This window comes from Snodgrassella sp. ESL0304, assembly GCF_013344995.1.
GTDB classification, from domain to species: Bacteria; Pseudomonadota; Gammaproteobacteria; order Burkholderiales; family Neisseriaceae; genus Snodgrassella; species Snodgrassella alvi.
Genome location: NZ_JAAEDR010000011.1, coordinates 216,225 through 242,407, shown reverse-complemented (window position 1 = coordinate 242,407; position 26,183 = coordinate 216,225). Strand labels below are relative to the sequence as shown.

The 26,183-nt window shown below is 41.1% G+C and carries 20 protein-coding genes and 2 tRNA genes; 8 read left to right on the top strand and 14 right to left on the bottom strand.

Annotated elements, in window-relative coordinates:
• Positions 1–135 precede the first annotated feature (135 nt).
• On the bottom strand, positions 136–450 hold the full coding sequence (locus GYX91_RS11225) for an RDD family protein (RefSeq protein WP_370520370.1): 315 nt from the start codon (positions 448–450) through the stop codon (positions 136–138).
• A 427-nt stretch (positions 451–877) separates the two neighbouring features.
• On the opposite strand from GYX91_RS11225, the gene GYX91_RS03600 reads away from it, so the two are divergent.
• The 3 genes from GYX91_RS03600 (at position 878) to recG (ending at position 6,411) form a co-directional block, all read left to right on the top strand.
• Complete coding sequence (locus GYX91_RS03600; RefSeq protein WP_084550530.1) at positions 878–1,456, top strand: RDD family protein; 579 nt, start codon at positions 878–880, stop codon at positions 1,454–1,456.
• Between the two features lie 189 nt (positions 1,457–1,645).
• The gene (gene ilvD / locus GYX91_RS03595; protein ID WP_084564833.1) at positions 1,646–3,514 is read left to right on the top strand and encodes a dihydroxy-acid dehydratase; all 1,869 of its coding nucleotides are present in this window, start codon (positions 1,646–1,648) and stop codon (positions 3,512–3,514) included.
• An 854-nt stretch (positions 3,515–4,368) separates the two neighbouring features.
• The gene (gene recG, locus GYX91_RS03590) at positions 4,369–6,411 is read left to right on the top strand and encodes an ATP-dependent DNA helicase RecG (RefSeq protein WP_084564780.1); all 2,043 of its coding nucleotides are present in this window, start codon (positions 4,369–4,371) and stop codon (positions 6,409–6,411) included.
• Positions 6,412–6,561: 150 nt separating this feature from the next.
• On the opposite strand, the gene GYX91_RS03585 is transcribed toward recG, so the two are convergent.
• The 5 genes from GYX91_RS03585 to GYX91_RS03565 form a co-directional block, all read right to left on the bottom strand.
• Positions 6,562–6,636 (bottom strand) — tRNA-Glu (locus tag GYX91_RS03585).
• A gap of 10 nt (positions 6,637–6,646) precedes the next feature.
• Positions 6,647–6,723: transfer RNA gene (locus GYX91_RS03580), tRNA-Arg, on the bottom strand.
• A gap of 159 nt (positions 6,724–6,882) precedes the next feature.
• Positions 6,883–8,223: a deoxyguanosinetriphosphate triphosphohydrolase gene (locus tag GYX91_RS03575; protein WP_174829977.1), complete on the bottom strand. Its 1,341-nt coding sequence runs from the start codon at positions 8,221–8,223 to the stop codon at positions 6,883–6,885.
• Between the two features lie 157 nt (positions 8,224–8,380).
• On the bottom strand, positions 8,381–9,136 hold the full coding sequence (gloB, locus tag GYX91_RS03570) for a hydroxyacylglutathione hydrolase (protein ID WP_174829968.1): 756 nt from the start codon (positions 9,134–9,136) through the stop codon (positions 8,381–8,383).
• Positions 9,137–9,152: 16 nt separating this feature from the next.
• Positions 9,153–9,689 carry an NUDIX hydrolase gene (locus GYX91_RS03565; protein WP_037391996.1) on the bottom strand — a complete coding sequence of 179 codons (537 nt, stop codon included), beginning with the start codon at positions 9,687–9,689 and terminating at the stop codon, positions 9,153–9,155.
• 123 nt (positions 9,690–9,812) lie between these two features.
• Here GYX91_RS03565 and crcB point away from each other — a divergent pair, with 123 nt between their 5' ends.
• Positions 9,813–10,199: a fluoride efflux transporter CrcB gene (gene crcB, locus GYX91_RS03560; RefSeq protein ID WP_084585058.1), complete on the top strand. Its 387-nt coding sequence runs from the start codon at positions 9,813–9,815 to the stop codon at positions 10,197–10,199.
• Between the two features lie 48 nt (positions 10,200–10,247).
• On the opposite strand, the gene GYX91_RS03555 is transcribed toward crcB, so the two are convergent.
• Together GYX91_RS03555 and GYX91_RS03550 are read right to left on the bottom strand one after the other, a co-directional pair.
• Positions 10,248–10,805, bottom strand: coding sequence for a GNAT family N-acetyltransferase (locus tag GYX91_RS03555; RefSeq protein WP_238791314.1), 558 nt, complete (start codon positions 10,803–10,805; stop codon positions 10,248–10,250).
• Positions 10,806–10,844: 39 nt separating this feature from the next.
• Entirely contained in the window at positions 10,845–12,473 is a 1,629-nt protein-coding gene (locus GYX91_RS03550) for an ABC-F family ATPase (protein ID WP_174829967.1), read from the bottom strand.
• Positions 12,474–12,618: 145 nt separating this feature from the next.
• Here GYX91_RS03550 and GYX91_RS03545 point away from each other — a divergent pair, with 145 nt between their 5' ends.
• Positions 12,619–13,851 (top strand): chloride channel protein, encoded by a 1,233-nt coding sequence (locus tag GYX91_RS03545; RefSeq protein ID WP_078474450.1) that lies wholly within the window; start codon positions 12,619–12,621, stop codon positions 13,849–13,851.
• Between the two features lie 25 nt (positions 13,852–13,876).
• Here GYX91_RS03545 and hemF read toward each other — a convergent pair whose 3' ends face one another.
• Positions 13,877–14,803, bottom strand: a complete 927-nt coding sequence (hemF, locus tag GYX91_RS03540) for an oxygen-dependent coproporphyrinogen oxidase (RefSeq protein ID WP_084550518.1) — start codon at positions 14,801–14,803, stop codon at positions 13,877–13,879.
• A gap of 220 nt (positions 14,804–15,023) precedes the next feature.
• On the opposite strand from hemF, the gene grxB reads away from it, so the two are divergent.
• The 3 genes from grxB to GYX91_RS03525 all read left to right on the top strand — a co-directional run bounded on the left by grxB (position 15,024) and on the right by GYX91_RS03525 (position 18,454).
• Positions 15,024–15,671, top strand: a complete 648-nt coding sequence (gene grxB / locus GYX91_RS03535; RefSeq protein WP_174829966.1) for a glutaredoxin 2 — start codon at positions 15,024–15,026, stop codon at positions 15,669–15,671.
• A 262-nt stretch (positions 15,672–15,933) separates the two neighbouring features.
• A complete protein-coding gene (locus GYX91_RS03530) occupies positions 15,934–17,646 on the top strand; it encodes a thiamine pyrophosphate-dependent enzyme (RefSeq protein ID WP_110414071.1) in 1,713 nt (570 codons plus the stop codon).
• 133 nt (positions 17,647–17,779) lie between these two features.
• The gene (locus tag GYX91_RS03525) at positions 17,780–18,454 is read left to right on the top strand and encodes a LexA family transcriptional regulator (RefSeq protein WP_174829965.1); all 675 of its coding nucleotides are present in this window, start codon (positions 17,780–17,782) and stop codon (positions 18,452–18,454) included.
• A gap of 532 nt (positions 18,455–18,986) precedes the next feature.
• Here GYX91_RS03525 and GYX91_RS03520 read toward each other — a convergent pair.
• The 5 genes from GYX91_RS03520 to GYX91_RS03500 all read right to left on the bottom strand — a co-directional run bounded on the left by GYX91_RS03520 (position 18,987) and on the right by GYX91_RS03500 (position 25,863).
• Complete coding sequence (locus tag GYX91_RS03520; protein ID WP_174829964.1) at positions 18,987–20,987, bottom strand: DUF3488 and transglutaminase-like domain-containing protein; 2,001 nt, start codon at positions 20,985–20,987, stop codon at positions 18,987–18,989.
• Positions 20,981–21,916: a hypothetical protein gene (locus tag GYX91_RS03515; protein ID WP_174829963.1), complete on the bottom strand. Its 936-nt coding sequence runs from the start codon at positions 21,914–21,916 to the stop codon at positions 20,981–20,983. Before GYX91_RS03515 ends, GYX91_RS03520 begins: the two co-directional genes overlap by 7 nt.
• Positions 21,900–22,811 carry a MoxR family ATPase gene (locus GYX91_RS03510; RefSeq protein ID WP_174829962.1) on the bottom strand — a complete coding sequence of 304 codons (912 nt, stop codon included), beginning with the start codon at positions 22,809–22,811 and terminating at the stop codon, positions 21,900–21,902. Before GYX91_RS03510 ends, GYX91_RS03515 begins: the two co-directional genes overlap by 17 nt.
• A 197-nt stretch (positions 22,812–23,008) precedes the next feature.
• The gene (greB, locus tag GYX91_RS03505) at positions 23,009–23,515 is read right to left on the bottom strand and encodes a transcription elongation factor GreB (RefSeq protein ID WP_174829961.1); all 507 of its coding nucleotides are present in this window, start codon (positions 23,513–23,515) and stop codon (positions 23,009–23,011) included.
• 77 nt (positions 23,516–23,592) lie between these two features.
• Positions 23,593–25,863, bottom strand: coding sequence for an NADP-dependent malic enzyme (locus GYX91_RS03500; protein ID WP_025330355.1), 2,271 nt, complete (start codon positions 25,861–25,863; stop codon positions 23,593–23,595).
• Between the last annotated feature and the right edge of the window lie 320 nt (positions 25,864–26,183).

Here is a 26,183-nt window from a genome sequence, read left to right as displayed (position 1 = left end):
TGACAGAGATGCCAACTTCAGCTTCATTTAAAATAGATACAATTTGATGCTCTGAAAATTTTTTCATATTGAAATTCTCCTTAAAAATATCATAGAGAATTTTCTACTTTCTTGCTGTACTATTTTAAGGGATAGTTACAGTAGATCTGGTAAATAAAAAATAGTTATTACAAGAAAAAATAAATATAAATAATAAATGATCTCCCTTTTTATTACATTAGTCCAAAAATCAGGCGAACTATTATCAAGGTGTATTACCCTGATACCCATTATTTTTTTACCTATAGACTGCCCTCGTGTCCGCATCCAGTAACACTGCCAGGCCGGAAAAATTATTAAAAATATAATACAAGCAAGAGTAATATAGAAAAAAATATTCGAATAAGGACGAATATGTAAAACAATATACATGACAATTGCAGGAGCGAGAAATAATTGTATATTGATCATACCTGCTATCACGTGTTGTAATGAAGTTGCAACAAGATAATCTTGTGTAGAAATATCATCTTTTTCATTCAAACCTTGTATTTTTGTAAAATCCTGTATCTTACTCAAGCTAACCTCAAATTAATTCATTTTATTTGATATTGATATAAATTGAATATTTTAAAATAATAAATAAAATATTTATATATTATTAAAAAATTTGCTAAAAATTCACTAATTGAATATTTTTTCATGACAAATAGAAAAATAAATATTGAAAACAAATGATTGACGATTGACAGGGAACAAAATAAAATAATTTACTACATTTAACCTATTTATAATTTAATATTATTTAAATTTGTTTTTATAAAAGTACTTACGACTAATGTTTGAGCAACAATACATTTCTTTAATACTTTTTTAACAAATTTTAAGGAAATACACTATGCCCAATACTCAGAAGAATTTTTCAAAGAATAATTATGATTATGATGATTTTCATGATTCGGAAATAGAAGTTGAACTTGCCAGTCCATGGGAAAGGAGCGCTGCGTATATAATTAACGCTGTTTTATATTCTCTATGTATATTTTTGGCTGCACTGCTATATGTATTTCATGAGGGTTCCCAGTCAGTATCTATGCAAATAAATTACCTAGATTACCTAGCTTTGATCATATGTATTTTAATACCTTCAATACCATTTATCACAGCACAATGGATTATGATGAGTAAAACTGGTCAGTCATTTGGTAAGCGCATTATGAAAATTAAAGTTATTAACCTTGACGGACGCAATCCGGGATTTGTCGGTACTGTATTAATTCGTGAAATTTTGTTTCAAACAATTATCATTATTTTTTCATACTTATTGATTGAAATTTTTAACCTTAATCCTGAATCTACTGAGAAAATATTTAACTATTTAATTACATTTATTTGTTTTTTTATGCTGTTCAGAACAGAGGCCAATCGTCGTACTCTCCAAGATTATTTGGCCAAAACAATTGTCATAAAAAAATAATTTTATATACTTAAGAATATTACATACTGATATGTCGTTTCAGCAATATTAATTTCTGTGTAGTCTGAAATTAACTTGTTAAAATTATATAATCAACTCAGTTCTAAGTTTACAAACATCAACTGCCTGCGTACCATGCTGGCAGTTGTTTTACATTTACAGATAAAAACCAATACAAGGGAATGCATAATGCCACAATACCGTTCACAAACTTCTACACATGGGCGCAATATGGCCGGTGCACGTGCGCTCTGGCGTGCAACAGGTGTCGCTGATAGTGATTTTGGTAAACCGATTATTGCCATAGCCAATTCTTTTACCCAATTTGTTCCCGGACATGTGCATTTGCACGATATAGGTCAGCTGGTAGCACGTGAAATTGAACGTTCTGGCGGTATTGCCAAGGAATTTAATACCATCGCGGTTGATGATGGCATCGCTATGGGACATGAAGGAATGCTTTATAGCTTGCCTTCACGCGACCTGATTGCGGATAGTGTGGAATATATGGTCAACGCACATTGTGCTGATGCACTGGTGTGTATATCCAACTGTGACAAAATTACTCCGGGAATGCTGATGGCATCCATGCGCTTGAACATTCCGACTATTTTTGTCTCCGGTGGTCCGATGGAGGCAGGTAAAATTATCGCTGCCACCAATGGTGAGCAACAAATCCGCAAGCTGGATCTGATTGATGCAATGATTGAGGCTGGTAACGATAAAATCAGCGATGAAACGGTTGCACAAGTGGAGCGTAGTGCCTGCCCTACCTGCGGTTCATGCTCTGGTATGTTTACAGCTAATTCAATGAACTGTCTGACTGAAGCTCTGGGTTTATCCTTACCCGGTAATGGTTCTTTACTCGCTACTCATGCATTACGTAAAGAACTTTTTCTTGAAGCAGGCCGGCGTATTGTTGAATTAGCCAAACGCTATTATGAACAGGATGACTCCAGTGTGCTTCCGCGCAGTATTGCAACTAAGGCAGCTTTTAATAATGCTATGAGTCTGGATATTGCTATGGGTGGTTCTACCAATACGGTATTACACTTACTGGCAGCTGCGACCGAGGCCGGTGTTAATTTTAAAATGGCTGATATTGATCAGTTAAGCCGCCATGTACCCTGCCTGTGTAAAGTAGCTCCAGCTACACAGAAATATCACATGGAAGATGTGCATCGTGCCGGCGGTGTTATGGCCATTTTATCCCAGCTTAATCATGCCGGTTTACTAGATACCAGTGTACATACTGTACATATGCCTACTCTGGCAGATGCGATTAAGCACTGGGATGTAAGCAATCAGAACAATACTGAGGCAATACAACGGTATCGGGCTGCACCGGGCGGAATCCGTTCAACTGAGGCTTTCTCCCAAAACGCGATGTGGTCTACTCTGGATCTGGATCGTGAAAATGGCTGTATCCGTGATAAACAGCATGCTTATTCTCAGGACGGCGGTCTGGCTGTGTTATTCGGTAATCTCGCAGAACGCGGCTGTGTAGTTAAAACAGCTGGTGTAGATGACAGCATCCTTAAATTTACCGGCCGTGCCCGGGTGTTTGAAAGTCAGGATGAGGCTGTTGAAGCCATTCTGGGTAATCAAATAATAGCTGGTGATGTGGTTATTATCCGTTATGAGGGTCCCAAAGGCGGCCCCGGAATGCAGGAAATGCTTTATCCGACCAGTTATCTGAAATCTAAAGGTTTGGGTAAAGCATGTGCTCTGCTTACAGACGGCCGTTTTTCCGGAGGCACCTCCGGCCTTTCGATTGGTCATGCTTCTCCTGAAGCTGCTGAAGGCGGCAATATCGGGCTGGTACAGGAAGGAGATATTATCGAAATTGATATTCCTGAACGTCGGATACATCTGGCTGTATCTGATGCAGAGTTGGTACAACGCCGCACAGAAATGGAAAGTCGTGGTGCTCGTGCATGGAAACCTGTTAAACGTCAGCGTCATGTCTCTGTTGCTTTACGTGCCTATGCAGCCATGACTACAAGTGCTGATACCGGTGCTGTACGTGATGTAACACAGGTAGAGCGGCAAGATTAAGTTTTTAAAATGGCTCAAACTGCTTTCTCTGAACAATTTTGGAAAAGCAGTTTGATTATTTTCTTGAGATTTATCGAAATTTAATAAATGAAAAATAATAAATTTAATCTATATGATTTATATACTATAATTATATGTGGAGTAATTTTAGTTTTATATCATTTTCAATTTTATATTTTCACAACAATACTAATTGTTACATCATCTATAATTTATTCTTTTATTTCTGCATATAAATGCAGAAATAAAATTATCTTGATTTTAAATTTTTGTAAAAAATTTAAAATAGTTTTCTATATAGCTTATACATCTATCTTTTTTCTCTTAAGTGCTTTAGTAAAAAAATATTATAATCTGGAATATAACATTGAAATTGACTATTTGAGCTATTCAATAAGCGTTCTTGCAACATTACTTTCGATAATAGTACCTATAATAATTTTTACTTTTATGTTTAATTTGATATTTTTCTTAAAATTTCTCTTTAATAAATCTAAGAAAAATTCATTGAACGCATTAATATACTGTGTAGCATCGTCAAGTATAATGTTTCTTTTTTTCTATGTAGCTTCTATATTAGAAAAAGTGAACATTTATTTTCTATGGTTAGATTCATACTATAGTTCTGACTGTAATCCAAATCAAAATTCAAAACAATCTTTTATTAGAAAAAATAATTCAAGTTGTTATTATTTTATCTATGAAAACAATAAATTAAGTCTAAAAACCATTGAAGTTAAAAAACCCTAAAAAATTTGCATTAATTTATTTTCCAGATTTTTTTATATTTCATTACAATATTAAAGCATAAAATATAATATAGTAAAAATTAAAAGAATATTTGGTACATAAATATGCCATCATCAGTTAATACTTTTCCTATTAAAATCAGTGCCAATACGCTTGCCAAACTGACCAAACTCAATATTACTAATATTTGGGATTTGGCTTTACACTTACCGTTACGCTATGAAGATGAGACACATATTACGCCGATCGCTGATGCACAGAACGGAGTGCCGGTACAGATTGAAGCGACTGTTATTCATCAGCAAATACAACTTCGTCCGCGCAAACAGCTGGTAGTACAAGTTCAGGACGTATCCGGACATGTCTTGTACCTGAGATTTTTACATTTTTATCCTAATCAGCAAAAACAACTGGCAGAAGGTAATGTTATTCGGGCTCTGGGTGAAATCAGACATGGTTTTTTTGGCGATGAGATGGTGCACCCAAAAATTCGCACTGATATTGATAAAGGACTGGCAGAAAGCCTCACTCCTGTTTATCCCACCGTTAACGGACTAAACCAGCCTGCTCTTCGCCGGCTGATTCAGGCTGCACTCAAGCACTTGCCGGCAGATGATACACTGCCGGCAGAATTATTACAGCAGTTACAATTACCTCCTCTGCTGGAAAGCCTGATTTTTCTGCACTCCCCACCGCCAGAGTACACTGCGCGTGATTTACATAAAGGTACTTTACCAGCATGGCAAAGGCTGAAATTTGATGAATTGCTGGCTCAGCAGTTATCCATGAGGCTGGCACGCCAGCAACGCTTAAACGGGCATGCAAAAGCTTTAACTGGTAACGGCCATATTAGTGAGCATTTACTGGCTAACCTGAGTTTTACCTTAACAGAAGCTCAGCAACGTGCTCTTGCTGAAATTACTGATGATTTAGCCCAGACACACCCAATGCACCGTTTACTACAGGGAGATGTGGGCAGCGGTAAAACCATTGTTTGTGCTCTGGCAGCGGCAATAGCAATAGAAGCCGGTTTTCAGGTAGCGGTCATGGCACCCACAGAAATTCTGGCTGAACAACATTATCTGAAATTTACACAATGGTTTTCACCTTTAGGAATCCGGATTGCCAGACTTTCAGGCAGTATGCGCAAAAAAGCCCGTGATGAAGCACGGAAAGAACTGGCAGATGGTATTGCCCAGCTGGCAATAGGTACGCATGCTCTATTTCAGGATGATGTTACTTTTCATAATCTGGGTCTGATTATTGTTGATGAACAGCACAGATTTGGTGTTGCCCAGCGTCTGGCATTAAAAAATAAAGGTGAAGATGTACATCAGCTGATGATGTCCGCCACACCAATACCACGCACACTGGCAATGAGTTTTTTTGCCGATCTGGATGTTTCTGTCATTGATGAACTGCCTCCCGGACGAACACCTGTTATAACCCGTCTGGTAAACACGGCCCGCCGTCAGGAAGTTGAAAAACTGGTAAAGCATACCTGTGCACAAGGCCGGCAGGTATACTGGGTCTGTCCGTTAATTGAAGAATCTGAAGTACTGCAATTGCAAACTGCCGTAGATACAGTTGCTCAATTACAGACGGCGTTACCAGAACTGAATATAGGCTTAATACATGGACGGCTCAAGCCGGCAGAAAAAGCAGCTGTTATGACAGCATTTGTTGAAGGCAGTATTCAGGTACTGGTGGCTACAACAGTGATTGAAGTTGGTGTAGATGTACCCAATGCCAGTCTGATGGTAATAGAACATGCTGAACGTATGGGGCTGGCACAATTGCATCAGCTTCGCGGTCGGGTGGGACGTGGAGCAGCAGCCAGCCGCTGTGTATTGTTATTCAGTGAACCTCTTAGTGATGTAGCCAAAGCACGTTTGAAAGTAATTTATGAAAATACCGACGGCTTTGAAATTGCTCGGCAAGATTTGAATATTCGCGGACCGGGAGAGTTTCTGGGAGCACGCCAGAGTGGTGTGCCGATGCTGCGTTTTGCCAATCTGGAAGAAGATCTGCCCATACTGGAAAAAGCACGTGATTTAGCGCCTGTTCTGATTAGCCAGCAACCTGAAGTAGTCAATAAACATTTGCAACGGTGGCTATCCCAACGGTCTGCTTATTTGGGCGTATAAAATATTTATCTGTATTAACAGCTCCAGTAAACCTGAAAAAATTAATGACAAAATTCAGCAGCTATATTCTCAGGACTAAACAATTAAACCAGCAATATTTCAAGCTAAAATAAAAAAACCTGTTTGAAAAATCAAACAGGTTTTAAAATCTGGCACGCCCACGGGGAATCGAACCCCGGTTACCGCCGTGAAAGGGCGATGTCCTAACCGCTAGACGATGGGCGCATTAGCTTGATGGTGCACCCGGAGCGATTCGAACGCCCGACCCTCTGGTTCGTAGCCAGATACTCTATCCAACTGAGCTACGGGTGCACTGCTTTCGAACTCGTTTAAGAGTCACCGAAAATCAAGAAGCGCGATAATAAGCAATAAATGGTCTTTTGGCAAGCCAAAAATAGATAAAAATGAAAACAAATAGATAAATATATTGATTTTTATATATTTATTTTGCAACTATATAAGCAAAAAAATCTACAGCATTCCGATTCCGGATACTTCACGCGCCAGCTTTGCCGCAGTATTGTCAGTCATACCACCAACAAAATCCAGAACTTTCATATATCCCAGATATAAACCATCCTTTTTATCCAGTTTTTGTGCTTTTAATAATGACAATGCCAGCTCCTGTCTTTTACTAAGCTGACCGGTTTTAATAAAGGCATGCACCGCAGGTACAAGCAAACCCAGTATCGAGCCCAGACAAGGAAAAGTAGCAATTTCAGTAATGAGCTTACTTTGATGGCGGAATATACGTGTGCGAGCCAGCTCTTTTGCAGCGTTCAGAGCTTCACTAACATCCGGACTAGCCAGGGCAAGCAAATCCTTACCACGAAATGAACCATTCAATAAATCTCGATGATGCTTAATAAAAGTATGTGCAATATCGTCTACTGCTCTTCCGATAGCAATTCCGCGCAATCGGGCACAACGCTCCTGACTGCTATAAGACTGCCAGAAATATTCTTTATTTGTCAGCCTGGATAGAATTTGCTCTACGTCTGCCACCTGTAATAATCCCATTTCGACAGCATCTTCCAAATCCAGCAAGGCATAACAAATATCATCAGCAGCTTCCATTAAATATGAAAGCGGATGGCGCATCCACTGATTTTCACCGGTTTGCGGTAACCCCAGCTGTTCTGCAATACAACGCATAAAGGGCAGCTCAGTCTGATAAATATTGAATTTATTCCGCCTATGCGGTGCAGAACTGGTCCACGGATACTTAATTAAAGCACCGATAACAGCAGCAGTTAGACGCATTCCGCCATCATTCTGATACATTTCCAGACTGGATACCAGACGCAAGCTATGTGCATTTCCTTCATAAGTTTCGATATCATTGCGTTCTGTATTGCTCAATTCCTGTAAATAATGAGCATGCTGCGGATCACGGAACCACTCACGCAATGCATCTTCACCTGTATGACCAAATGGCGGATTACCGAAATCATGAGCCAGACAGGCAACCTGTACAATCGCCCCGATATCAGCAGCATGGCTGCCAGATGGCAGGAAATGGCCGGCATTCAGCATTACACCGACCCGATTTCCAAGACTGCGCCCGACACTGGCAACTTCAACACTATGAGTCAGACGATTATGCGTATGGTCATGTAAGGCAAACGGATGAACCTGCGTTTTACGGGCGAGACGGCGAAAACCACTGGAAAAAACCACACGATCATAATCAATATGAAAATCAGTACGCAGTGCATCAGCCCCCTCTTCACTTGAAGCGGTCACTGTAGGCACAATACAACCATTTTCCGGCTTAAAGCGCTGGGTACTGAGCAACTTAGTCCAGTCCATGCAATATGATGATTTTTTCATATTCAGATAAATTGAAAGCTTCATATGCCGGCTGAGATTATCAGTCGCCATTCTTTAGCTCAGTTTCAACTCATTTATTCCTTCGTTATTATGTTGAAATAATCATAGCATGCAAAAAGTCACATTGTGATTAATTTTAAAAATGATTTTTCCACTCCCTTAAATAAGTAAACACTGCCAATGGTTGGGCAAGCTGCTGCTCTGAGAGGCCTTTTTGGCGTAATGTGGCCATCACTTCTGGCTGACTGGTACGCAAAAAAGGATTGATTGTGCGTTCATGTGCCAGACTTACCGGTAAGGTAGGTAATTTATCTGCCTGTACTAATGCATTTCTGATTGCAGAATTATTCGGTTCAACGACTTGTGCAAATTTCAAATTTGCTGCGGTATATTCATGTGCCGGATAAAACAAGGTATCAGGCGGCAGACTGTTTAAACGCTGCAAACTGCTGAACAATTGTGCCATAGTCCCATTCACTCGTCCGCAGCCTGCACTAAACAGCGTATCACCACAAAATACTCTGTAACGACCGGCAGAATCGCACACCAGATAAGCTAAATGATCAGTAGTATGCCCGGGAATATGCCAAACTGTTACATGCTGACCGAATACTTGGAATTTACTGCCTTCAGTTACGGGTATATTCACAATATGCCAATCAATGCAACCGATAATCTGGCATTGCGAATAATGTTTTTTTAATTCCGCCACCCCATCAATATGGTCATAATGAGAATGAGTAAGCCAGATAGCATCTAGGGTCAGATTGTGTTCAGTCAGATAATTTATAACAACAGGTGCTTCGCCCGGATCAATTACTATAGCCTGATTTTCTTGCTGCAACAGCCAGATATAGTTATCAGAAAGAGCGGGTAACGGGATTATTTTCATGACAAATATAAATTTATTAACAATATAACAACCAGTACTGCAAAGCAATCAGCGTTTTTCCATCATGAATCTGATTATTTGCCAGTGCCGAACGCACTTGCTCACGATTGAGCAACACCGGTTCAATAATTTCATCTTCATCCGCCGCCAGAACACTATTTGGTTGCACATGTTCAGCCAGATAAAGATACATTTTTTCATCACCGAAACCAGGAACAGTATAAAAAGTATGTATCAGTTTTACTTCAGCAGCAGTATAAGGGGTTTCTTCAGCCAGTTCGCGCAAAGCAGCATGCGCAGGATCTTCATTTTTTCCGTCCAGCTTACCAGCGGGGATTTCCAGTAAAGCCTCACCTACCGGATAGCGCCACTGTCGTACTAATACCACTTTTTGCTCAGCCGTAACCGCAAGTACAGCCGCGGCACCCGGATGCTGTACAACTACCCGCTGTGCCTGATTGCCATTGGGTAAACGAACAGTGTCTTCTAAAACATTTAAAAAGGAACCGCGATAAACTTCTTTACTGGAAATTTTGGTTTCAGTCAGATCCATATTGATACTTTCTACATGTCTAAAAACACTAGCGTAGTCATTTCAGCAGCAGAAGGCAATATGGCATGTCCGGCTTTAGTTTAAAATTATTAATTGTATATTCGTCGTATGATTGGATTGATTATGTATTTATCTTTATTTGCCATTGCTGCCGGCGCAGCTCTGGGTGCCATCATGCGCTGGCTTCTGGGAATCTCGCTGAATACGCTTCATTCCGGTTTGCCCTATGGCACACTGCTGGCAAACTGGATCGGTGCTTATCTGATTGGTCTGTTCAGTGCATTGTGTATACACTTTACCCAGATCGCTCCGGAATGGCGTCTGTTTGTTATTACTGGTTTTCTCGGCGGGCTGACTACGTTTTCCACCTTCTCATTCGAAGCCGTGCAAATGCTTTTGTCACAACGTTATACTCTGGCAGTAACACATATACTGCTGCATACAGGCGGTTCTTTACTGCTGACTATTCTGGGTTTGGTAACTGTGCACTGGTGGCTTAAAACCGGCTAAGATATGATTTTGTATTGATGGCGAGCTTTGTAAAAAGCCGAGTTACTATTAACCATCGACAGGCTGAGCTGGAGTATCCAGAATTAACTGATAAAGTGCCGCATCCAGCCAGTGACCAAATTTAAAACCAATCTGAGGCAATGTGCCGACATGTTTGAAGCCAAGCTGTTTATGCAGAGCAATACTGCTGTCATTGGCTGCATCAATCACACCCATTAATACATGTAAATCAGCCTGACGTGCACGTACAATCAGTTCCTGCATCAGTTTGCGTGCCAGTCCCTGCCGGCGACAGTCATTACGCACATATACACTGTGTTCCACCGTATATTTATTGGCAGGATAATCACGGAATGCACCCCATGAAGCAAAAGCCAACAGTTCACCCTGACTATTTACTGCACCGATAACCGGAAAATTGCGCTCACGTTTAGCTGCAAACCAGCCATGCATAAATGATAGTGAACGGGGCTCATAATCATACAGTGCAGTTGAGGTGGCGATAGTATCGTTAAACAGCGCCAGAATGGCTGCCGCATGTTCTTTTTCATTACATTCAATCAGCTCAACTGCGTTACTTTTGCCGGTATTCATTTTTTTTCCCATATAAAAAAACTGCCTGTAAACACAGGCAGCTTATAAATATTAAACTACACCTTTTTTAGCCAGATAACCTTCATAATCACCCAGATAATATTCATAACCACCTTCACCATCCAGCTCAATAATCTGTGTAGCCAGACTGGAAACAAACTGGCGGTCATGAGATACAAACACAAGAGTACCCGGGAATTTTTCCAGCGCCATATTCAGCGCCTCAATACTTTCCATATCCATATGATTTGTAGGTTCATCCATAACCAGCACATTAGGTTCCTGCAAAATCAGTTTACCATATAGCATACGGCCTTTTTCACCACCGGAAAGTACCTGTACCTGCTTGCCGACTTCATTACTGCCAAAAAGCAGACGGCCTAAAGTACCGCGAATCACCTGCTCATCATCGCCTTCCTTGCCCCACTGACGCATCCATTCAGTCAAAGTCATAGATACATCGAAATCATTTTCATGATCTTGCGGGTAATAGCCAACCTGTGCTTTCTCTGCCCATTTTATAGTACCGCTATCTGCTTTAATGCCATCAGTGTATGCTTCATTATATGCACCAGCCAGTAATTTCAGCAGTGTAGATTTACCGGCACCGTTAGGACCGATAATTGCCAGACGTTCACCGGCATCAAGCATCAGATTCAGCTTTTTAAACAATTGCCGGTCAAAACGTTTTGATAAATCCTCAACTTCAAGCGCCTGCCGATGCAGCTTTTTCTTATCATCAAAATTAAAGCGGATAAACGGGCTTTGACGGCTGGAAGGTTTCACTTCCACCATATCTGCCTTAATTTTATCAGCCAGTTTCGCCCGGCTGGTTGCCTGTCTTGCCTTGGATTTATTGGCAGAAAAACGTGCCACAAACTCCTGTAATTCCTGAAGTTTTTCCTTAGCTTTAGCATTATCCTTTAAAGTACGTTCACGTGCCTGTGCAGAGGCAAGCATATAATCATCGTAGTTGCCCGGATACAATGTAATGCCACCATAGTCTACATCGGCCATATAAGTACATACTTCATTCAGAAAATGGCGATCGTGCGAAATAATAATCATGGTGGATTCATAGCTGTTCAACACACCTTCCAGCCAGCGAATAGTATTAATATCCAGATTATTGGTCGGTTCATCCAGCAACAGCACATCCGGTTTGGAAAACAGTGCCTGTGCCAGTAATACGCGCAGTTTAAAACCCGGTGCAACTTCACTCATGCTGGCATTATGCAGATGCTCATCGATACCGACACCGGCAAGTAATTCTCCCGCCCGTGCCTCAGCTGTATAGCCGTCATACTCGGCAAATTTTGTTTCCAGATCGGCTGCACGCATATAATCATCTTCAGTGGCATCCGGATTAGCATAAATGGCGTCGCGTTCTGTCATGGCTGCCCACATTTCTGTGTGCCCCATCAGTACCACGTCCAGTACGCGCATATCCTCATACGCAAACTGATCCTGTCTCAGCTTACCCAGACGCAGGCCTTGATCAATGGCCACCTCACCACTAGTGGGTTCGAGATCACCGCCGAGAATCTTCATAAAAGTTGATTTACCCGAGCCATTAGCACCAATCAACCCATAACGATGGCCTCCACCGAACTTAACCGATACATTCTCAAACAATGGCTTCGCGCCAAACTGCATCGTAATATTATTGGTACTGATCACTGCAATACTTCCTTTAAATTCCTGACAAAATATTCTGATTTTAACACAGACACGTGCCAAAATTCGGCAAAGTCTGTGCTGTCGTTTACAATATCGTTATTTAAAATGCAAAAGTACCTTTGATTTATCGCAAATTTATCATGCCATGTTCAGATTAAATCCGAAACTGATTGCCTTATTACTATTTTGTGGTGCCATTGCCGGCGTGGCAGGCATGTCACTTATCGGATTATTGCATTTCATTCAGCAGTTAGTGTACGGAATAGTCCGTACAGACGGCATCACATTTCGTAATATTGTCGAACAAACCACAGCCATACATCGTTTACTTGCATTAAGTGCATGTGGCGTAATAGCGGGCGCCGGCTGGTATCTGCTGCACCGTTTTGCTCCCAAACTGGTTGATATCAGGGAAGCAATTGGCAACAGTGCCACACCTATACCGTTAGTTTCTACTTTCTTTCATGGTATGTTACAGATATTCACAGTAGGCATGGGTTCACCTCTCGGACGTGAGACAGCACCACGTGAAATCAGTTCAGCCATTGCAGATTTTATCGGCCGGCGATTTAACATCAGTACAGAAGAGAGAAAAGTCCTGCTTGCCTGTAGTGCAGCCGCCGGTCTGTCCGCGGTTTTTGATGTACCTCTGGCCGGTGCTCTGTTTGCCCTGGAAACTTTATTATTCAGTTTTCAGCGCAATACCGTTATTGCGGCTTTAATCTGCTGTACAACCGCAGCATGGGTAGGCCGGATCGGACTGGGTAGCCAGCCAGCCTATCAGCTACCGGCAATTACCCTGAACAGTCCACTGTTAATCTGGTCGTTGTTGCTGGGACCACTGATTGTTGCATTCTCATGGCTGTTACAATACCAGCTCGCCTATTGCAAACCGGCTGTACGTACCAGCCCCAAGCTGATCTTTATCAGTATCGGTGCCTTTATACTTATCGGGGTTTTGTCCATGCAACTGCCGGAGATACTTGGTAACGGAAAAGCCGGTAATGAACTGTTATTTAATGACCAGATAAGCTGGCATTATGCTCTGGCACTATTAATCGGTAAATGGCTGGCGCTTCTACTGGCCACCCGTGCCGGAGCATACGGGGGATTTATTACTCCTTCGATGATGCTTGGCGGTCTGATTGCATTACTGGCAGCCACTGCATGGAACAGCATGCTGCCACCTGTTCCCATAGTCGCCGCAGTTGTAACCGGAGCTACCGTTTTTCTGGCAGTACAGCAAAAAATGCCTCTTACCGCCATATTATTTGTATTGGAAATAACCAATATTACGCCCGACATGATAATGCCAATTTGCCTGTGTCTGCTTACAGCACTATCCTGCCAGCAAGGATTGAGCAAAAAACAAAGTTAAACAGTATATATAATAATTTTACTACTCAGACCAGACAGTTTTCTGCTTCTGCCAGCCAGTCTCGAGCCTGTAAATATCCGGCCAGACCGGCTTCTGCAGAACCAGGTACCGGTTCATACTGATATTCAAAGCGGGCTAAAGGCGGCATAGACATCAGAATAGATTCTGTTCGCCCGCCGGCATGTAAACCAAACTGAGTGCCTCTGTCCCACAATAAATTAAATTCAATATAACGTCCGCGCCTGTATAATTGAAACTGACGTTCACGCTCGCCAAAATCCATATTTTTGCGCCGCGCCACAATAGGCAGATAAGCTTGTAAATAAGCAGCACTTATTGCACGTACAAAAGCAAAACAACGAGCAAAATCCCAGCGGTTTAAATCATCAAAAAATAAACCGCCTACCCCTCGCTGTTCCTGCCGGTGAGGCAGATAGAAATAACGGTCACACCACTCTTTAAATTCAGAATATACCGTTTCACCAAAAGGCAGACACGCATCATAAGCAACCTTATGCCAATGCACTACATCTTCAATAAATGGATAAAAGGGGGTCAAATCAAAACCGCCGCCAAACCACCAGACCGGATTACTGCGTTCCGGATATGCAATGAATAAACGTACATTCGCATGACTGGTAGGTATATATGGATTACACGGATGTACCACCATTGACACCCCCATTGCTTCATAAGGAGCTCCTGCCAGATACTGGCGTTTACGCACAGCTGAAGCCGGCATAGCGGTACCCTTAACATGAGAAAAATTAACGCCAGCCTGTTCAAACACAGCACCTTGTTTGAGCACCATACTGCGCCCGTTTCCCAATTTGCCAGACCATTCATCTGTTACAAACCCCGCAGTACCATCTTCTTTTGCCAGGGCATCAGCCAAATGTAATTGTAAGTTTTGAAAAAAATCCAGATTTTGATTAAAGACATCGCAACTCATAAAAAACCGCAAACTAAGTTTAATTAATATATGTATAATATTAATTAATATTTGTAATACACAATCTACAATAACAGATTATTTTAATCAGTATTATTGTTACCTGACAGTATTTATCGCTTATTTAACAATACGAAACTATCAGTATAAATATTAAAACATGATATTTTTTGTATATTGTACATTTAATCAACACACTAAATCCGAAAAGGAAATCTGAATGCAACTTTATATTTATGACCATTGTCCCTACTGTGTACGAGCCAGAATGATATTCGGTAAAAAAATAGTACCGGTAGAAAATATCTTTCTGCTGAATGATGACGAAGACACTCCGAATAAATTAATCGGAAAAAAAATGGTACCGATTCTGGTAAAAGATGATGGTACTGCCATGGGAGAAAGTCTAGATATCGTTCACTACATTGACCAGCTTTCTGGTACTACTCTTATAAACAATACAGTACGGCCTGAAATTGAGGGCTGGATAAAAATTGTTGATACTTACCGTAATTTCCTGACTTTACCGCGCTGCATCAGTATTAACCTGCCTGAGTTTGCGACTCAGAATGCCATCAACTATTTCATCAACAAAAAAACAGCTATTTTTGGTGATTTTCAGCACCATTTACAAAACAGTCAAACCTATATTAACCGGTTCAATGCCGATCTGATTGCACTATCGCCGCTAATTGTGAATGATCATGGTAGTAATGGTACTTTCGGAATGGAAGATATTCTTTTATTTCCTTTATTGCGCAATATGACTATGGTCAAAGGAATAGAATGGACTGCGCCGGTGCTGGATTATATGCACAGCATTAGCCGGATTACCCGCATTCCATTGTTTGATGACCGCGCAATCTGATTATTAAGCAGTTTTTTGGCAGCCGGCAAAACATAAAGGCTGCCATTTTTATAAAAATTTATTCGAAAATATCGATTTTAAATGATTTTCAACAATAATCTTGTTTTGTTGGTTACACAATATTACAATAAAAACAATATTGATAAAGAATTAATATAAATATTTTATTTATTTATAACATATAGTTATATAAATAAATAGTAAGAAAATATTTACTTTATTATTTTTGAAATAAATAATCAATTTTAAGAGGAAATACAGCATGTCTAAAACGAAAACTGTATCAGAAATATTGGTTGATGTTCTTACTGAAGCAGGTGTCAGCAACTGTTACGGCATTATCGGTGATACCCTGAACTTTGTTGGCAAAGCGATAGAAAAAAGTAGCATTAACTGGGTGCATACACGTCATGAAGAAGCAGCTGCCTTTGCTGCCGGCGCTGAAGCTCTGATTACAAACAAACTTACTGCATGTGCCGGTTCCTGCGGTCCCGGCAGCTTGCATCTGATTAACGGCTTATACGAATCCAACCGCAATAATGCACCAGTAATTGTTATTGCCAGTCAGCTGGCCGCCACTTCTATGGGCACCGGATTCCCGCAGGAAGTGGATTTCCTCAAGGTCTATCAGGATACAAGCGTTTTCTGCCAGATGGTAAACCAGCCGGAAGAAGCTCAGCGTATATTCACTCAGGCCGCACAAGCTGCCATTAATAAACGCGGTGTAGCCGTTGTTATTCTGCCCAGCGACATCAGCAAAATGGAAGTAGCTGAGAAACCAGTAAAAATATGGCACCCACAACCAGTTACCCGTCCGAATGATAACGAAATCGAAGAACTGGTCAAAGCGATTAATCAGGGAAATAAAATCACCATTTACGCTGGTTTTGGCGCTAAAGATGCACATGATGAAGTAATTGCACTGGCAGAAAAACTAAAGGCACCAGTTGTACACACTTCCCGTGCTAAAGACAGCATTGCCTGGGATAATCCTTATCAGGTGGGCATGACCGGGATGTTTGGTACTAAGGCTGGTTATGATGCCATCAAAAACTGCGATACCTTATTATTACTCGGTTGCAGCTTTGCATGGTCTGAATATTATCCAGAAAAGGCCAATATCATCCAGATTGATCATGAAGCTACTCAGTTAGGCTTGCGTCATCCGATTAATCTGGGGCTGGTTGGTGATGTTAAAACCACTCTGCAAACAATTTTGCCGAAAATACAAACTCGTAACGACAGCAGTTTTCTGGAGCACCATACCGCTTTATTTGCCAAAATTATGGATAAATTTGAAACGTATGCCACTCCAGATGACAAACACCCAATTCACCCCCAGCAACTAATCGAATTGATAGATAAGTATGCCAGTGATGATGCATTGATTACCGCAGATGTAGGAACTCCAATGCTGTGGGGAGCCCGCTATTTAACCATGAATGGCAAACGGCGCTTCCTGACCAGCCTTAAACATGGCACCATGTCAAACGGTATGCCACAGGCTTATGGTTTCCAGAAAGCCTTTCCGGGCAGACAAGTCATTTCTTTATCCGGAGATGGCGGTTTAGCCATGCTGATGGGTGATTTGCTTACTGCCAAACAGGAAAATCTGCCGATTAAAATAGTTGTTTTCAACAACAGTTCCCTGAACTTCGTAGAGCAGGAACAAAAAGGCGAAGGTTTGGTAGAAGTCTATGTTGACCTGAAAAACGGTGACTTCAAAACCATTGCAGAAGGCTGTGGTTTCAGTGCTCAAAGCGTAAGCAAATCTTCTGAGCTAGAAGCCGCTGTAAAAACATTCCTTGCACACGAAGGCCCGGCATTACTGGATGTCGTAATCAGTGACAAAGAACTGATAATGCCACCAGCAATCAGCTATGAAAATGTGAAAAACATGGTCTGGTATGGTTCTAAAGCTATCCTCGAAGGTAAAGGCAAAGAAGTTATCGATATGATCAAAAATAACATCTAAACCTTTTAACAGGCCCGCTGATTGATACAGCGGGCGCTTTTTTACACATTAATCAAAAATAATTATTTAAATTAATAATTTAATTTTATTCTTGAATCTCTTATTATTTGAAATAAAAAATAAGTCAAAATTTATGCACACTATTCATAGCCGTATTAGACAAGCTAGAACTAATAAAGGTTTAACCCAAGCTGAATTAGCAGAGAAGTTAAATATATCAATTACAGCTATCCAACTATGGGAAAATAAAGATGAAACTAAAGCCACAGCTCCAAAAAGAAAACGGTTAGAGGAAGTAGCAAAAATTTTAGGAGTAACGATTACATGGCTATATACAGGGGAAAATTTTATACAAACAGATGAAAATCCAAAACCAACTGAAAACCCCAGTCCTAGCGAGGGATATAAAAAAGTTATGATATACACTATTGATTTATCAAAAAATCATGAAAATATCAAATGGATTTTATCAGAATTTGAAGAACCCCTGCTCATAAATAATAATTGGTTCAGATCTAAAAATTTAATCCCTGATGATTTGCGTGCCATGCGTGTAAAAGGTAACAGCATGGCTCCTAACTTGGAAAATAACGACATTGTTATAATAAACACTAATGATGTTGAGCCTGTTGATGATGAAACATATGCTATTATTTACAATAAACATTTTTTTATAAGACAAATCCGTCAAACTGTTGATGGTATAAATCTCATAAGCTCAAATAGTGATTATGAAACTATTAAAATTTCTTCTAATCATCTAAATAATTTTATAATTTTAGGAAAAAAAGTCTGGCGCTGTGGCTAGTTAATATTCTTTATTTCTTTTTTATCTTCTGACATTTTTAAAATAGACATCAAAATTTTTTATACATTTAACATAAAATATTTTTCTAATTCATAAAGATAGCTAATTAATATGAAATAAAATTTTAGTGATACAAAATACAAATATCCGGCAGCATCAACAATCTAAAAGCAACTTCAAAATTAAAAAATATTATATTTTTAACAACAATCTATTCTATTTTTATATTTTTTAAAATCAAATAGTTAATTATTAACATTAATTACTCCTTTTCATTCCAAAGAATTTAAAGTATTGTTATTTCTTAACTTTTATTCGAACCGAGTAAAAGTTATCTGTCAGTAGTGATTTCGGAAAGTCAAGCATTCCAGACCACACGGAAACACGACTGATCTAAAAATTAATATGGTCATTAAATGTAATAATAAACTACCCGGCTCTTGATAACATTGATTGCTGGGTAGTTTTCGTTTCTGTACTTAATAATTTATCCAGACAACTTCAATATGATGTATCAGGATAATCGGCATAATCACAGATTGCGTACAGCTTTCTTCATTTTACGCAACCATTTGCGCTGGCTGCGCATGTCTGGCATTCCTGCTGCTCCATACTGCCAGTCTATATACTGTGTCAATAAAGCAGCCAAATCTTCATTAAGCAAATTATGCTCTACCAGAATATTTTGTAACTCAAGCGGACCGATTGCAGATAATTCTGACTCTTCACCTTCTACAATAGTCTGCTTAAGCAGATTAATACCATCGGTTAATGGCTGAGTCTGCACATTACCCTGACGGCGTAACCAGAAAATCAGAGGAAGGGACGTAATGACAATTGCGATTATAATGACTATTATCAGTACATATACAGGTATATTTTTTAAATTCAGCCAGCTAAGTATTGACTTCTGACTGCCCCTATCATAATTAACCACCCATTGCTGCCAGTAAAACTGACCATTATCCAGATATTTCTGTAATAACGGAAAAGCTGAAGATAATCCGGCACGCTGTTCTGCCGGTAAAGCACTTTCCACCCCTTTGTCTACACGTACTGATGAAACTGCCGTGGTCGGATCTACCCGTTTCCATAAACCCTTTTCAGCAATCCAGATTTCAGTCCATGCATGTGCATCCTTACTACGAATTTGCCAGAACTTATTGTCAGGGTGATATTCTCCTCCCTGATAACCAATTACGATTCGTGCCGGTACACCGATTGAACGAGCCAGCCACACCATAGCATCTGCATAATCTTCACAAAAACCTTCATGTCCCTCGAATAAAAAATAATCTATTTTATTCTGTGTTTCATGGTTCCGTTTTGGGGTTAGAGTATATTGAAAATGACTGCTTTTGAAATAAGCTAGTATATGATTGATAAACTCTTCGCTGCCACCAGATTTGTCCGCCAGCTGTTTTGCCAGCCTGCGAGTTTCAGGATTCAGTCCATCCGGCAACTGCGTATAATAATTCAGTAAAGCCTGATCCATTTGCTGACGCAGGTATGGTGTCATCTGAGAATATAAATGTACCCTGCGCAGACCTTCGCGACTATTATTGACCCTGACAACGTTACCTACTCGCCGGCTGAAGCCAAACTGTTCATTAGGCAAAGGCTGATCCAGAGCCGGTAATCGTCCGTGATCATCCTGAATAATCAGCTGATATCCTACCATTTTGCTATCGGTACGCTGTTCCAGCAAAGCTCTGCTTGGCAGCTGTAAAGTATCTTCATCCGTATATTGTTCTTTTACCGCATGCCATTTTCCGTCCGTGTTATTACCCATTACCATTACACGCCAGTACATATCAGCATTGCGTGGAATAGCATCATTATCAAAGATAACATTGAAAGCCAGTTCATTACTCAGAATCAGATTGCTGACACTCCCTGATTCAAGGGTATCCGACAATCCTGTAACAGATGATTGCTGCGGCTGCGGCACACCCCATAATGGCGTATTTCTGCGCGGCATTGCTATAAATAAAATAACGGCCAGTGGAAAAGACAGAATTAAAATTACTGCACCCTGCCGTATTGCCGTCATCGGTTTGATGCCCGCCAGTAATCCCAGAGATGAAATCAGGCAGAACAACGCTACAATCAGCCAGGGAGCCATTAATATACTTTGATTAAACAGCAGACCGCCGCCCATCAGTACTAGCTGAGCTAACAATAATATTTGCCAGTCGCGTAAGGTTTCACCTTCAAATGCCTTGAGTATTATCATTAACATGAGCAAAGAAACACTGGCATCCCGGCCAATAATCGTTCCCACACGAAAATATACCCATACAGAAGTTGCCACCAGCAATATTATTAATGCCCATAACGGCAATTTTTTAATACTGGTAAATAGCAAAGCAACGCGCGCAATCCACAACAGAGCGAATGCAGCGCACACACTCAGAGGTAATTCAAATAATAAGGGTAACGATACCCATGCCAGCATCAGTAACAGAATAAGCTGGGTGCGTACAGATGGGGATTTACGTAAAAAAACCGGATCAGCAAGCCACATTACCATCTACCCAAAGCATTCAGACATTTTGTCCGTTGACCTGTCGTTGCCTCATAGCGCTGTCTTGGTAACTCCAGTATATATTTTTCCCCGATAGCATCTGCTGCCAGTACCCGATAGCACATCATACTCGCCATCTTTTCCAGGCTGGTTCCCTGAGGATAATCCCGATAGGAAATCAGTAGCGGCTCTACCCGCTTACCTCCCTGTTCAAAATATTTATCCAATAAATCACCTGTTTTGGCATAATGTTTCCATGCTATCTGCCGCATTGAAGCTGAACTCTGATGAGGCAGCAGATAAGCCGGATCCTGACCGCTCAGACTGATTTGGGTGCTGGGTTCGTCATCACTGCTACGCTGTGCTGAAATAGTATGTTCTAAAGGTTCTGGAAAAATCACAAGTTCTTCAGTAAATTCCCATTGAGTTTTAATCATCAGCAACCCAAATGGCGCCATACTGGCTCCGGCAAGTATTAACGGTGGCAGAATACCGCGGCGCTGCGGAGGTAATTTCCAGAGAAATTCAGTATTTTCTGGTGTAATTGTCCACAATTCCCAGTCACTGGCTGTGCCGGTTATTTCCTGTGCTGTTTGCAGCCATAACCAGCGTGTACGTTTGCAACTGTCACAGGCTTGCAAAGTCAAAACACACTCTTTACCAGCAAAATATTCCTGTTGGGGTTTAATCGCCAATACTATCCCAGTAAGCTGGCGGACACCGGCAAGTGCACCAAATAATAAAATGCCCACTAACCAGAACACCAGTGCATGGGCTACGTTTACCTGATAATTAACTGCCATAACCCATAACAGAAAACTGGCAATAGCCACACCCCAGCCCATACGTGTCAGGTTGACACGTATATTACGTGCACGCAAAGCTGTGTGCCCGTCAATAAGTGTAGGTGCAGGTGCCTCAGACCACAGCCACATGGTCCAGCATTCCTGTAAGTAAAGTACTGCTTCGGGACTGACTTTGTAAGGGTTGCAGGCGGTGCGCCGCTACTGCTACCCAGACAGCTTTCACATCTTCCGGAACAACATGTGCCCTTCCCTGTACCCATGCATATGCTTTTGCAGCCTGAACTACCGCCAATCCGGCACGCGGACTCAACCCGACTGCGAATGTACCCGGAGTACGCGTAGCTGCAACTAGCCGATAAATATAATCCGCCGCAGCTGTAGATAAATTTATTTTGGATACTTCTGCCTGCCATTGCTGTAATATTTCCGCATTGCATACTGCTTTAATGCGCGGCACAAACTGGCGACGCCCGCCAGAGATGTAGAGCTGTTTTTCTTCTTTTTCTGCCGGATAGCCAATACTCAGACACATCATAAACCGGTCCAGCTGCGATTCAGGTAAAGGGTAAGTACCCAGCTGTTCTGTCGGATTCTGGGTAGCAACTACAAGAAATGGTTTCGGCAGCGCATAGGTTTTACCATCCACAGATACCTGCCCCTCTTCCATAGCTTCAAGCAAAGCCGATTGCAGTTTGGGAGAAGCACGGTTAATTTCATCAGCCAGTAAAAAAGAATTGAAAACCGGTCCCGGATGAAAAATAAACTCGTTGGAATTTGGCTGGAATATACTGACTCCCAGCAAATCAGCCGGTAACATATCGTTAGTAAATTGTACGCGCTGGTAATTTAATCCTAGTACCGCTGCCAGTGCATGCGCCAGTGTGGTTTTACCAACTCCTGGTACATCTTCAAGCAGAATATGTCCGCGTGCCAGTACACAGGTAACAATTTGTATCAGCAATTGTTGTTTGCCCAGAATAAGGGCATTGAGTTGTTTGAAAATCGGTTCGAGTTTTGGGTTCATATTTGGATACAGTAATAATAAAAAATCCGGCAGTGATATCGGGTTTGTTATCGCAGAATGTAACTACTGGACATAATTCTGTATTATTTATACAAAATTTATTTTGTACATATATTTTTGTAGCAATACATACGTATATAAATTGTTAAAATTAAATTTTATAACTAATATTAACACTATTAATGAGTATGTGTACATTACTCAATGCGAATATATTCCACCGTTAATATTTCAATATTTTCCACTCCGTCAGGGCCATGCAAACGCACTTCATCACCTACATGTGCTTTTAATAAAGTACGCGCAAGCGGTGAAACCCAGGAAATTTTATTTCTACTGGTATCGATTTCATCTGTACCAACAATACGTACAGTCTGCTCCTGACCATTGCCGCGTAAAATAGTTACAGTAGCACTAAAAAAAATCTGATCACTGGGTTCACGTGCTTCCGGGTCAATAACCTGTGCAGCTTCCAGTCTTTTAGTTAGAAAGCGGATACGTCGGTCAATTTCACGCAACCTGCGTTTCCCATACAGATAATCACCATTTTCACTTCGGTCACCATTACCCGCCGCCCAGTTCACCACATTAACAATTTCAGGGCGTTCTTTATGAACAAGCTGATAAAGCTCATCCTGTAAAGCCTGATGGCCCGAAGGGGTAATATAATTAGGTGCAGTCTGGGGTGCTGACACATTACTCATAAACTGTCTCCATAATTGACACAAAAAGGCTGTCTGAAAACACAGACAGCCTGCATGATTCTTCCAGAATTCAGCGATTATTTACGCTGGGCATCTACAGCAGCCAAAGCCACCATATTTACTATACGGCGTACAGAAGCCATAGGAGTAACAATATGTACAGATTCATTCATACCCATCAGAATCGGGCCAATTGTTACGCCATGAGATGAAGTACGTAATAGATTGTAACTGATATTCGCTGCTTCAACATTCGGCATTACCAGCAAGTTTGCAGCACCTTTGAGTTTGCAGTCCGGCATCAGTTTCTGACGCAGTTTTTCATCCAGTGCCAGATCACCCTGCATTTCACCATCCACATTCAGTTCCGGAGCCGCCTCTTTAATTAAAGCAAGCGCTTCCTGCATTTTGGTGCTGCTTGGCTGATCGAGTGAACCGAAGTTTGAATTGGACAACAAAGCCACTTTTGGTTCTATACCAAAACGTTTCATTTCATCAACACACATCAGTGTATTAGCAGCAATCTGCTCTGCAGTCGGTTCCGGATTAACATAGGTATCAGCAATAAACATATTACCTGAAGTCATAATCAGTGCGTTCATAGCACAGGCATTCTGTTCAGGATTGTTATAGCCGATTACTTCTTCCAGAATATTGAAATGATCATGGAAGCGACCTACCGTGCCACACAATAATGCATCTGCACTGCCCATCCGCACCAGCATTGCACCAATCAGAGTAGAACTGCTAATCATCCGGCGCCGGGCCATTTCCTCGGTGACACCGTGACGTTTACGCAGCTCGTAATATGCCTGCCAGTATTCACGGTAACGAGGATCATCCTGATTATTAACAATCTCAAAATCCTTGCCTGGCTGTATAGTCAGACCCAGTTTTTTCGAACGTGCTTCAATTACTGCCGGCCGGCCAATCAGAATCGGGAAGGCCAGCTTGTGATTAACAATGTGCTGCGTTGCATGCAGAACACGTTCATCCTCACCTTCACACAATACTACACGTTTCAGTTCTTTTTTCGCCTGAGAGAATACCGGTTTCATAAACAGGCTGGATTTATAGACAAACTGACTCAGTTTCTCTACATAGGCTTCCATGTCATCAATCGGACGAGTTGCCACACCGGAATCCATAGCGGCTTTGGCTACAGCAGGTGCCACTACAGCAATCAAACGAGGGTCAAATGGCTTCGGAATCAGATATTCACGTCCAAAAGAAAGCTCGGTATTGCCATAAGCAGCAGAGACTTCATCACTCAGCTCAGCTTTGGCCAGTTCAGCAATAGCATGCACACAGGCCAGCTTCATCTGCTCATTAATGGTAGTTGCACCTACATCCAGTGCACCACGGAAAATAAACGGGAAGCATAGAACATTATTTACCTGATTCGGAAAATCAGAACGTCCGGTACCAATTACCGCATCCGGTCGTGCAGCTTTAGCTTCAGGCGGCCAGATTTCCGGAGTCGGATTAGCCATAGCCAGAATAATCGGATCTTTGGCCATAGTTTTGAGCATATCCACGCTCAACACATTCGGACCAGATAATCCGAGGAAAATATCTTTGTCATGAACAGCATCAGCAAGCTTACGCTGACCATTATCCGGTATAGCGAATAATTTTTTCGATTCCACCATGTTTTCTTCACGATTCTGGTAAATCACACCTTTTGAATCGCACACAGTGATATTTTCACGCTTCATACCCAGCGCAACCAGCAGCTCCAGACAGGCAATCGCTGCTGCACCGGCTCCGGAACATACTAGTTTAACCTGACTGATATCTTTACCAACAACTTCAAGACCATTTTTAATCGCTGCTGCAGTAATAATTGCTGTACCATGCTGATCATCATGGAATACCGGAATATTGCAACGCTCACGCAGTTTTTTCTCAATATAAAAACATTCCGGCGCTTTAATATCTTCAAGGTTAATACCGCCGAATGTCGGTTCCAGTGAAGCAATAATATCTACCAGTTTGTCCGGATCAGTTTCATTAATTTCGATATCGAATACATCAATACCACCGAATTTTTTGAACAGTACTCCCTTACCTTCCATCACTGGTTTTCCGGCCAGAGCACCGATATTACCCAAACCCAGTACCGCTGTACCATTGGAAATAACTGCAACCAGATTACCGCGTGCAGTATATCTGTATGCATTCAGGGGATCACGGTGAATTTCCATACACGGTGCAGCCACACCCGGTGAATAAGCCAGTGACAAATCATATTGAGTAGCCAATGGTTTGGTAGGCGTAATTTGAATTTTACCGGGACGGGGTTCTTCGTGAAAATGTAATGCTGCTTCTTTGATTAATTCATCCATATCTTTTCTCAGTCTTAGGTTTTCAACACCAGTAAGCTGTTCTTGAAAGAGCACGCTAAAAAGTCACTTTTACCCGAGCAATTTACTAAATATGGCCAAGATAAAAGTTATTCACATTATAGCGTTAATTAACAAAATCATACACCGCTTTATTATCAGTATAATCAATTGCCATTCATTGTAAACATCCGCTTCTTGCGATTCTGCTGGATTTAAAACAACTATTCTTTAAACCGGAAAATACGTTTTCTTATTTTTATAAAACATCAGTCGGTATTTATTAAAATTATTTTTACCGGTTAATTTAAATTCATTCTGAA

Bases quoted from the DNA above. Each gene is read 5' to 3' on its own strand.
- GYX91_RS11225 (WP_370520370.1), bottom strand. From the start codon at position 450: ATGATCAATATACAATTATTTCTCGCTCCTGCAATTGTCATGTATATT.
- GYX91_RS03600 (WP_084550530.1), top strand. From the start codon at position 878: ATGCCCAATACTCAGAAGAATTTTTCAAAGAATAATTATGATTATGAT.
- ilvD (WP_084564833.1), top strand. From the start codon at position 1,646: ATGCCACAATACCGTTCACAAACTTCTACACATGGGCGCAATATGGCC.
- recG (WP_084564780.1), top strand. From the start codon at position 4,369: ATGCCATCATCAGTTAATACTTTTCCTATTAAAATCAGTGCCAATACG.
- GYX91_RS03575 (WP_174829977.1), bottom strand. From the start codon at position 8,223: ATGGACTGGACTAAGTTGCTCAGTACCCAGCGCTTTAAGCCGGAAAAT.
- gloB (WP_174829968.1), bottom strand. From the start codon at position 9,136: ATGAAAATAATCCCGTTACCCGCTCTTTCTGATAACTATATCTGGCTG.
- GYX91_RS03565 (WP_037391996.1), bottom strand. From the start codon at position 9,689: ATGGATCTGACTGAAACCAAAATTTCCAGTAAAGAAGTTTATCGCGGT.
- crcB (WP_084585058.1), top strand. From the start codon at position 9,813: ATGTATTTATCTTTATTTGCCATTGCTGCCGGCGCAGCTCTGGGTGCC.
- GYX91_RS03555 (WP_238791314.1), bottom strand. From the start codon at position 10,805: ATGGGAAAAAAAATGAATACCGGCAAAAGTAACGCAGTTGAGCTGATT.
- GYX91_RS03545 (WP_078474450.1), top strand. From the start codon at position 12,619: ATGTTCAGATTAAATCCGAAACTGATTGCCTTATTACTATTTTGTGGT.
- hemF (WP_084550518.1), bottom strand. From the start codon at position 14,803: ATGAGTTGCGATGTCTTTAATCAAAATCTGGATTTTTTTCAAAACTTA.
- grxB (WP_174829966.1), top strand. From the start codon at position 15,024: ATGCAACTTTATATTTATGACCATTGTCCCTACTGTGTACGAGCCAGA.
- GYX91_RS03530 (WP_110414071.1), top strand. From the start codon at position 15,934: ATGTCTAAAACGAAAACTGTATCAGAAATATTGGTTGATGTTCTTACT.
- GYX91_RS03525 (WP_174829965.1), top strand. From the start codon at position 17,780: ATGCACACTATTCATAGCCGTATTAGACAAGCTAGAACTAATAAAGGT.
- GYX91_RS03520 (WP_174829964.1), bottom strand. From the start codon at position 20,987: ATGGTAATGTGGCTTGCTGATCCGGTTTTTTTACGTAAATCCCCATCT.
- GYX91_RS03515 (WP_174829963.1), bottom strand. From the start codon at position 21,916: ATGTGGCTGTGGTCTGAGGCACCTGCACCTACACTTATTGACGGGCAC.
- GYX91_RS03510 (WP_174829962.1), bottom strand. From the start codon at position 22,811: ATGAACCCAAAACTCGAACCGATTTTCAAACAACTCAATGCCCTTATT.
- greB (WP_174829961.1), bottom strand. From the start codon at position 23,515: ATGAGTAATGTGTCAGCACCCCAGACTGCACCTAATTATATTACCCCT.
- GYX91_RS03500 (WP_025330355.1), bottom strand. From the start codon at position 25,863: ATGGATGAATTAATCAAAGAAGCAGCATTACATTTTCACGAAGAACCC.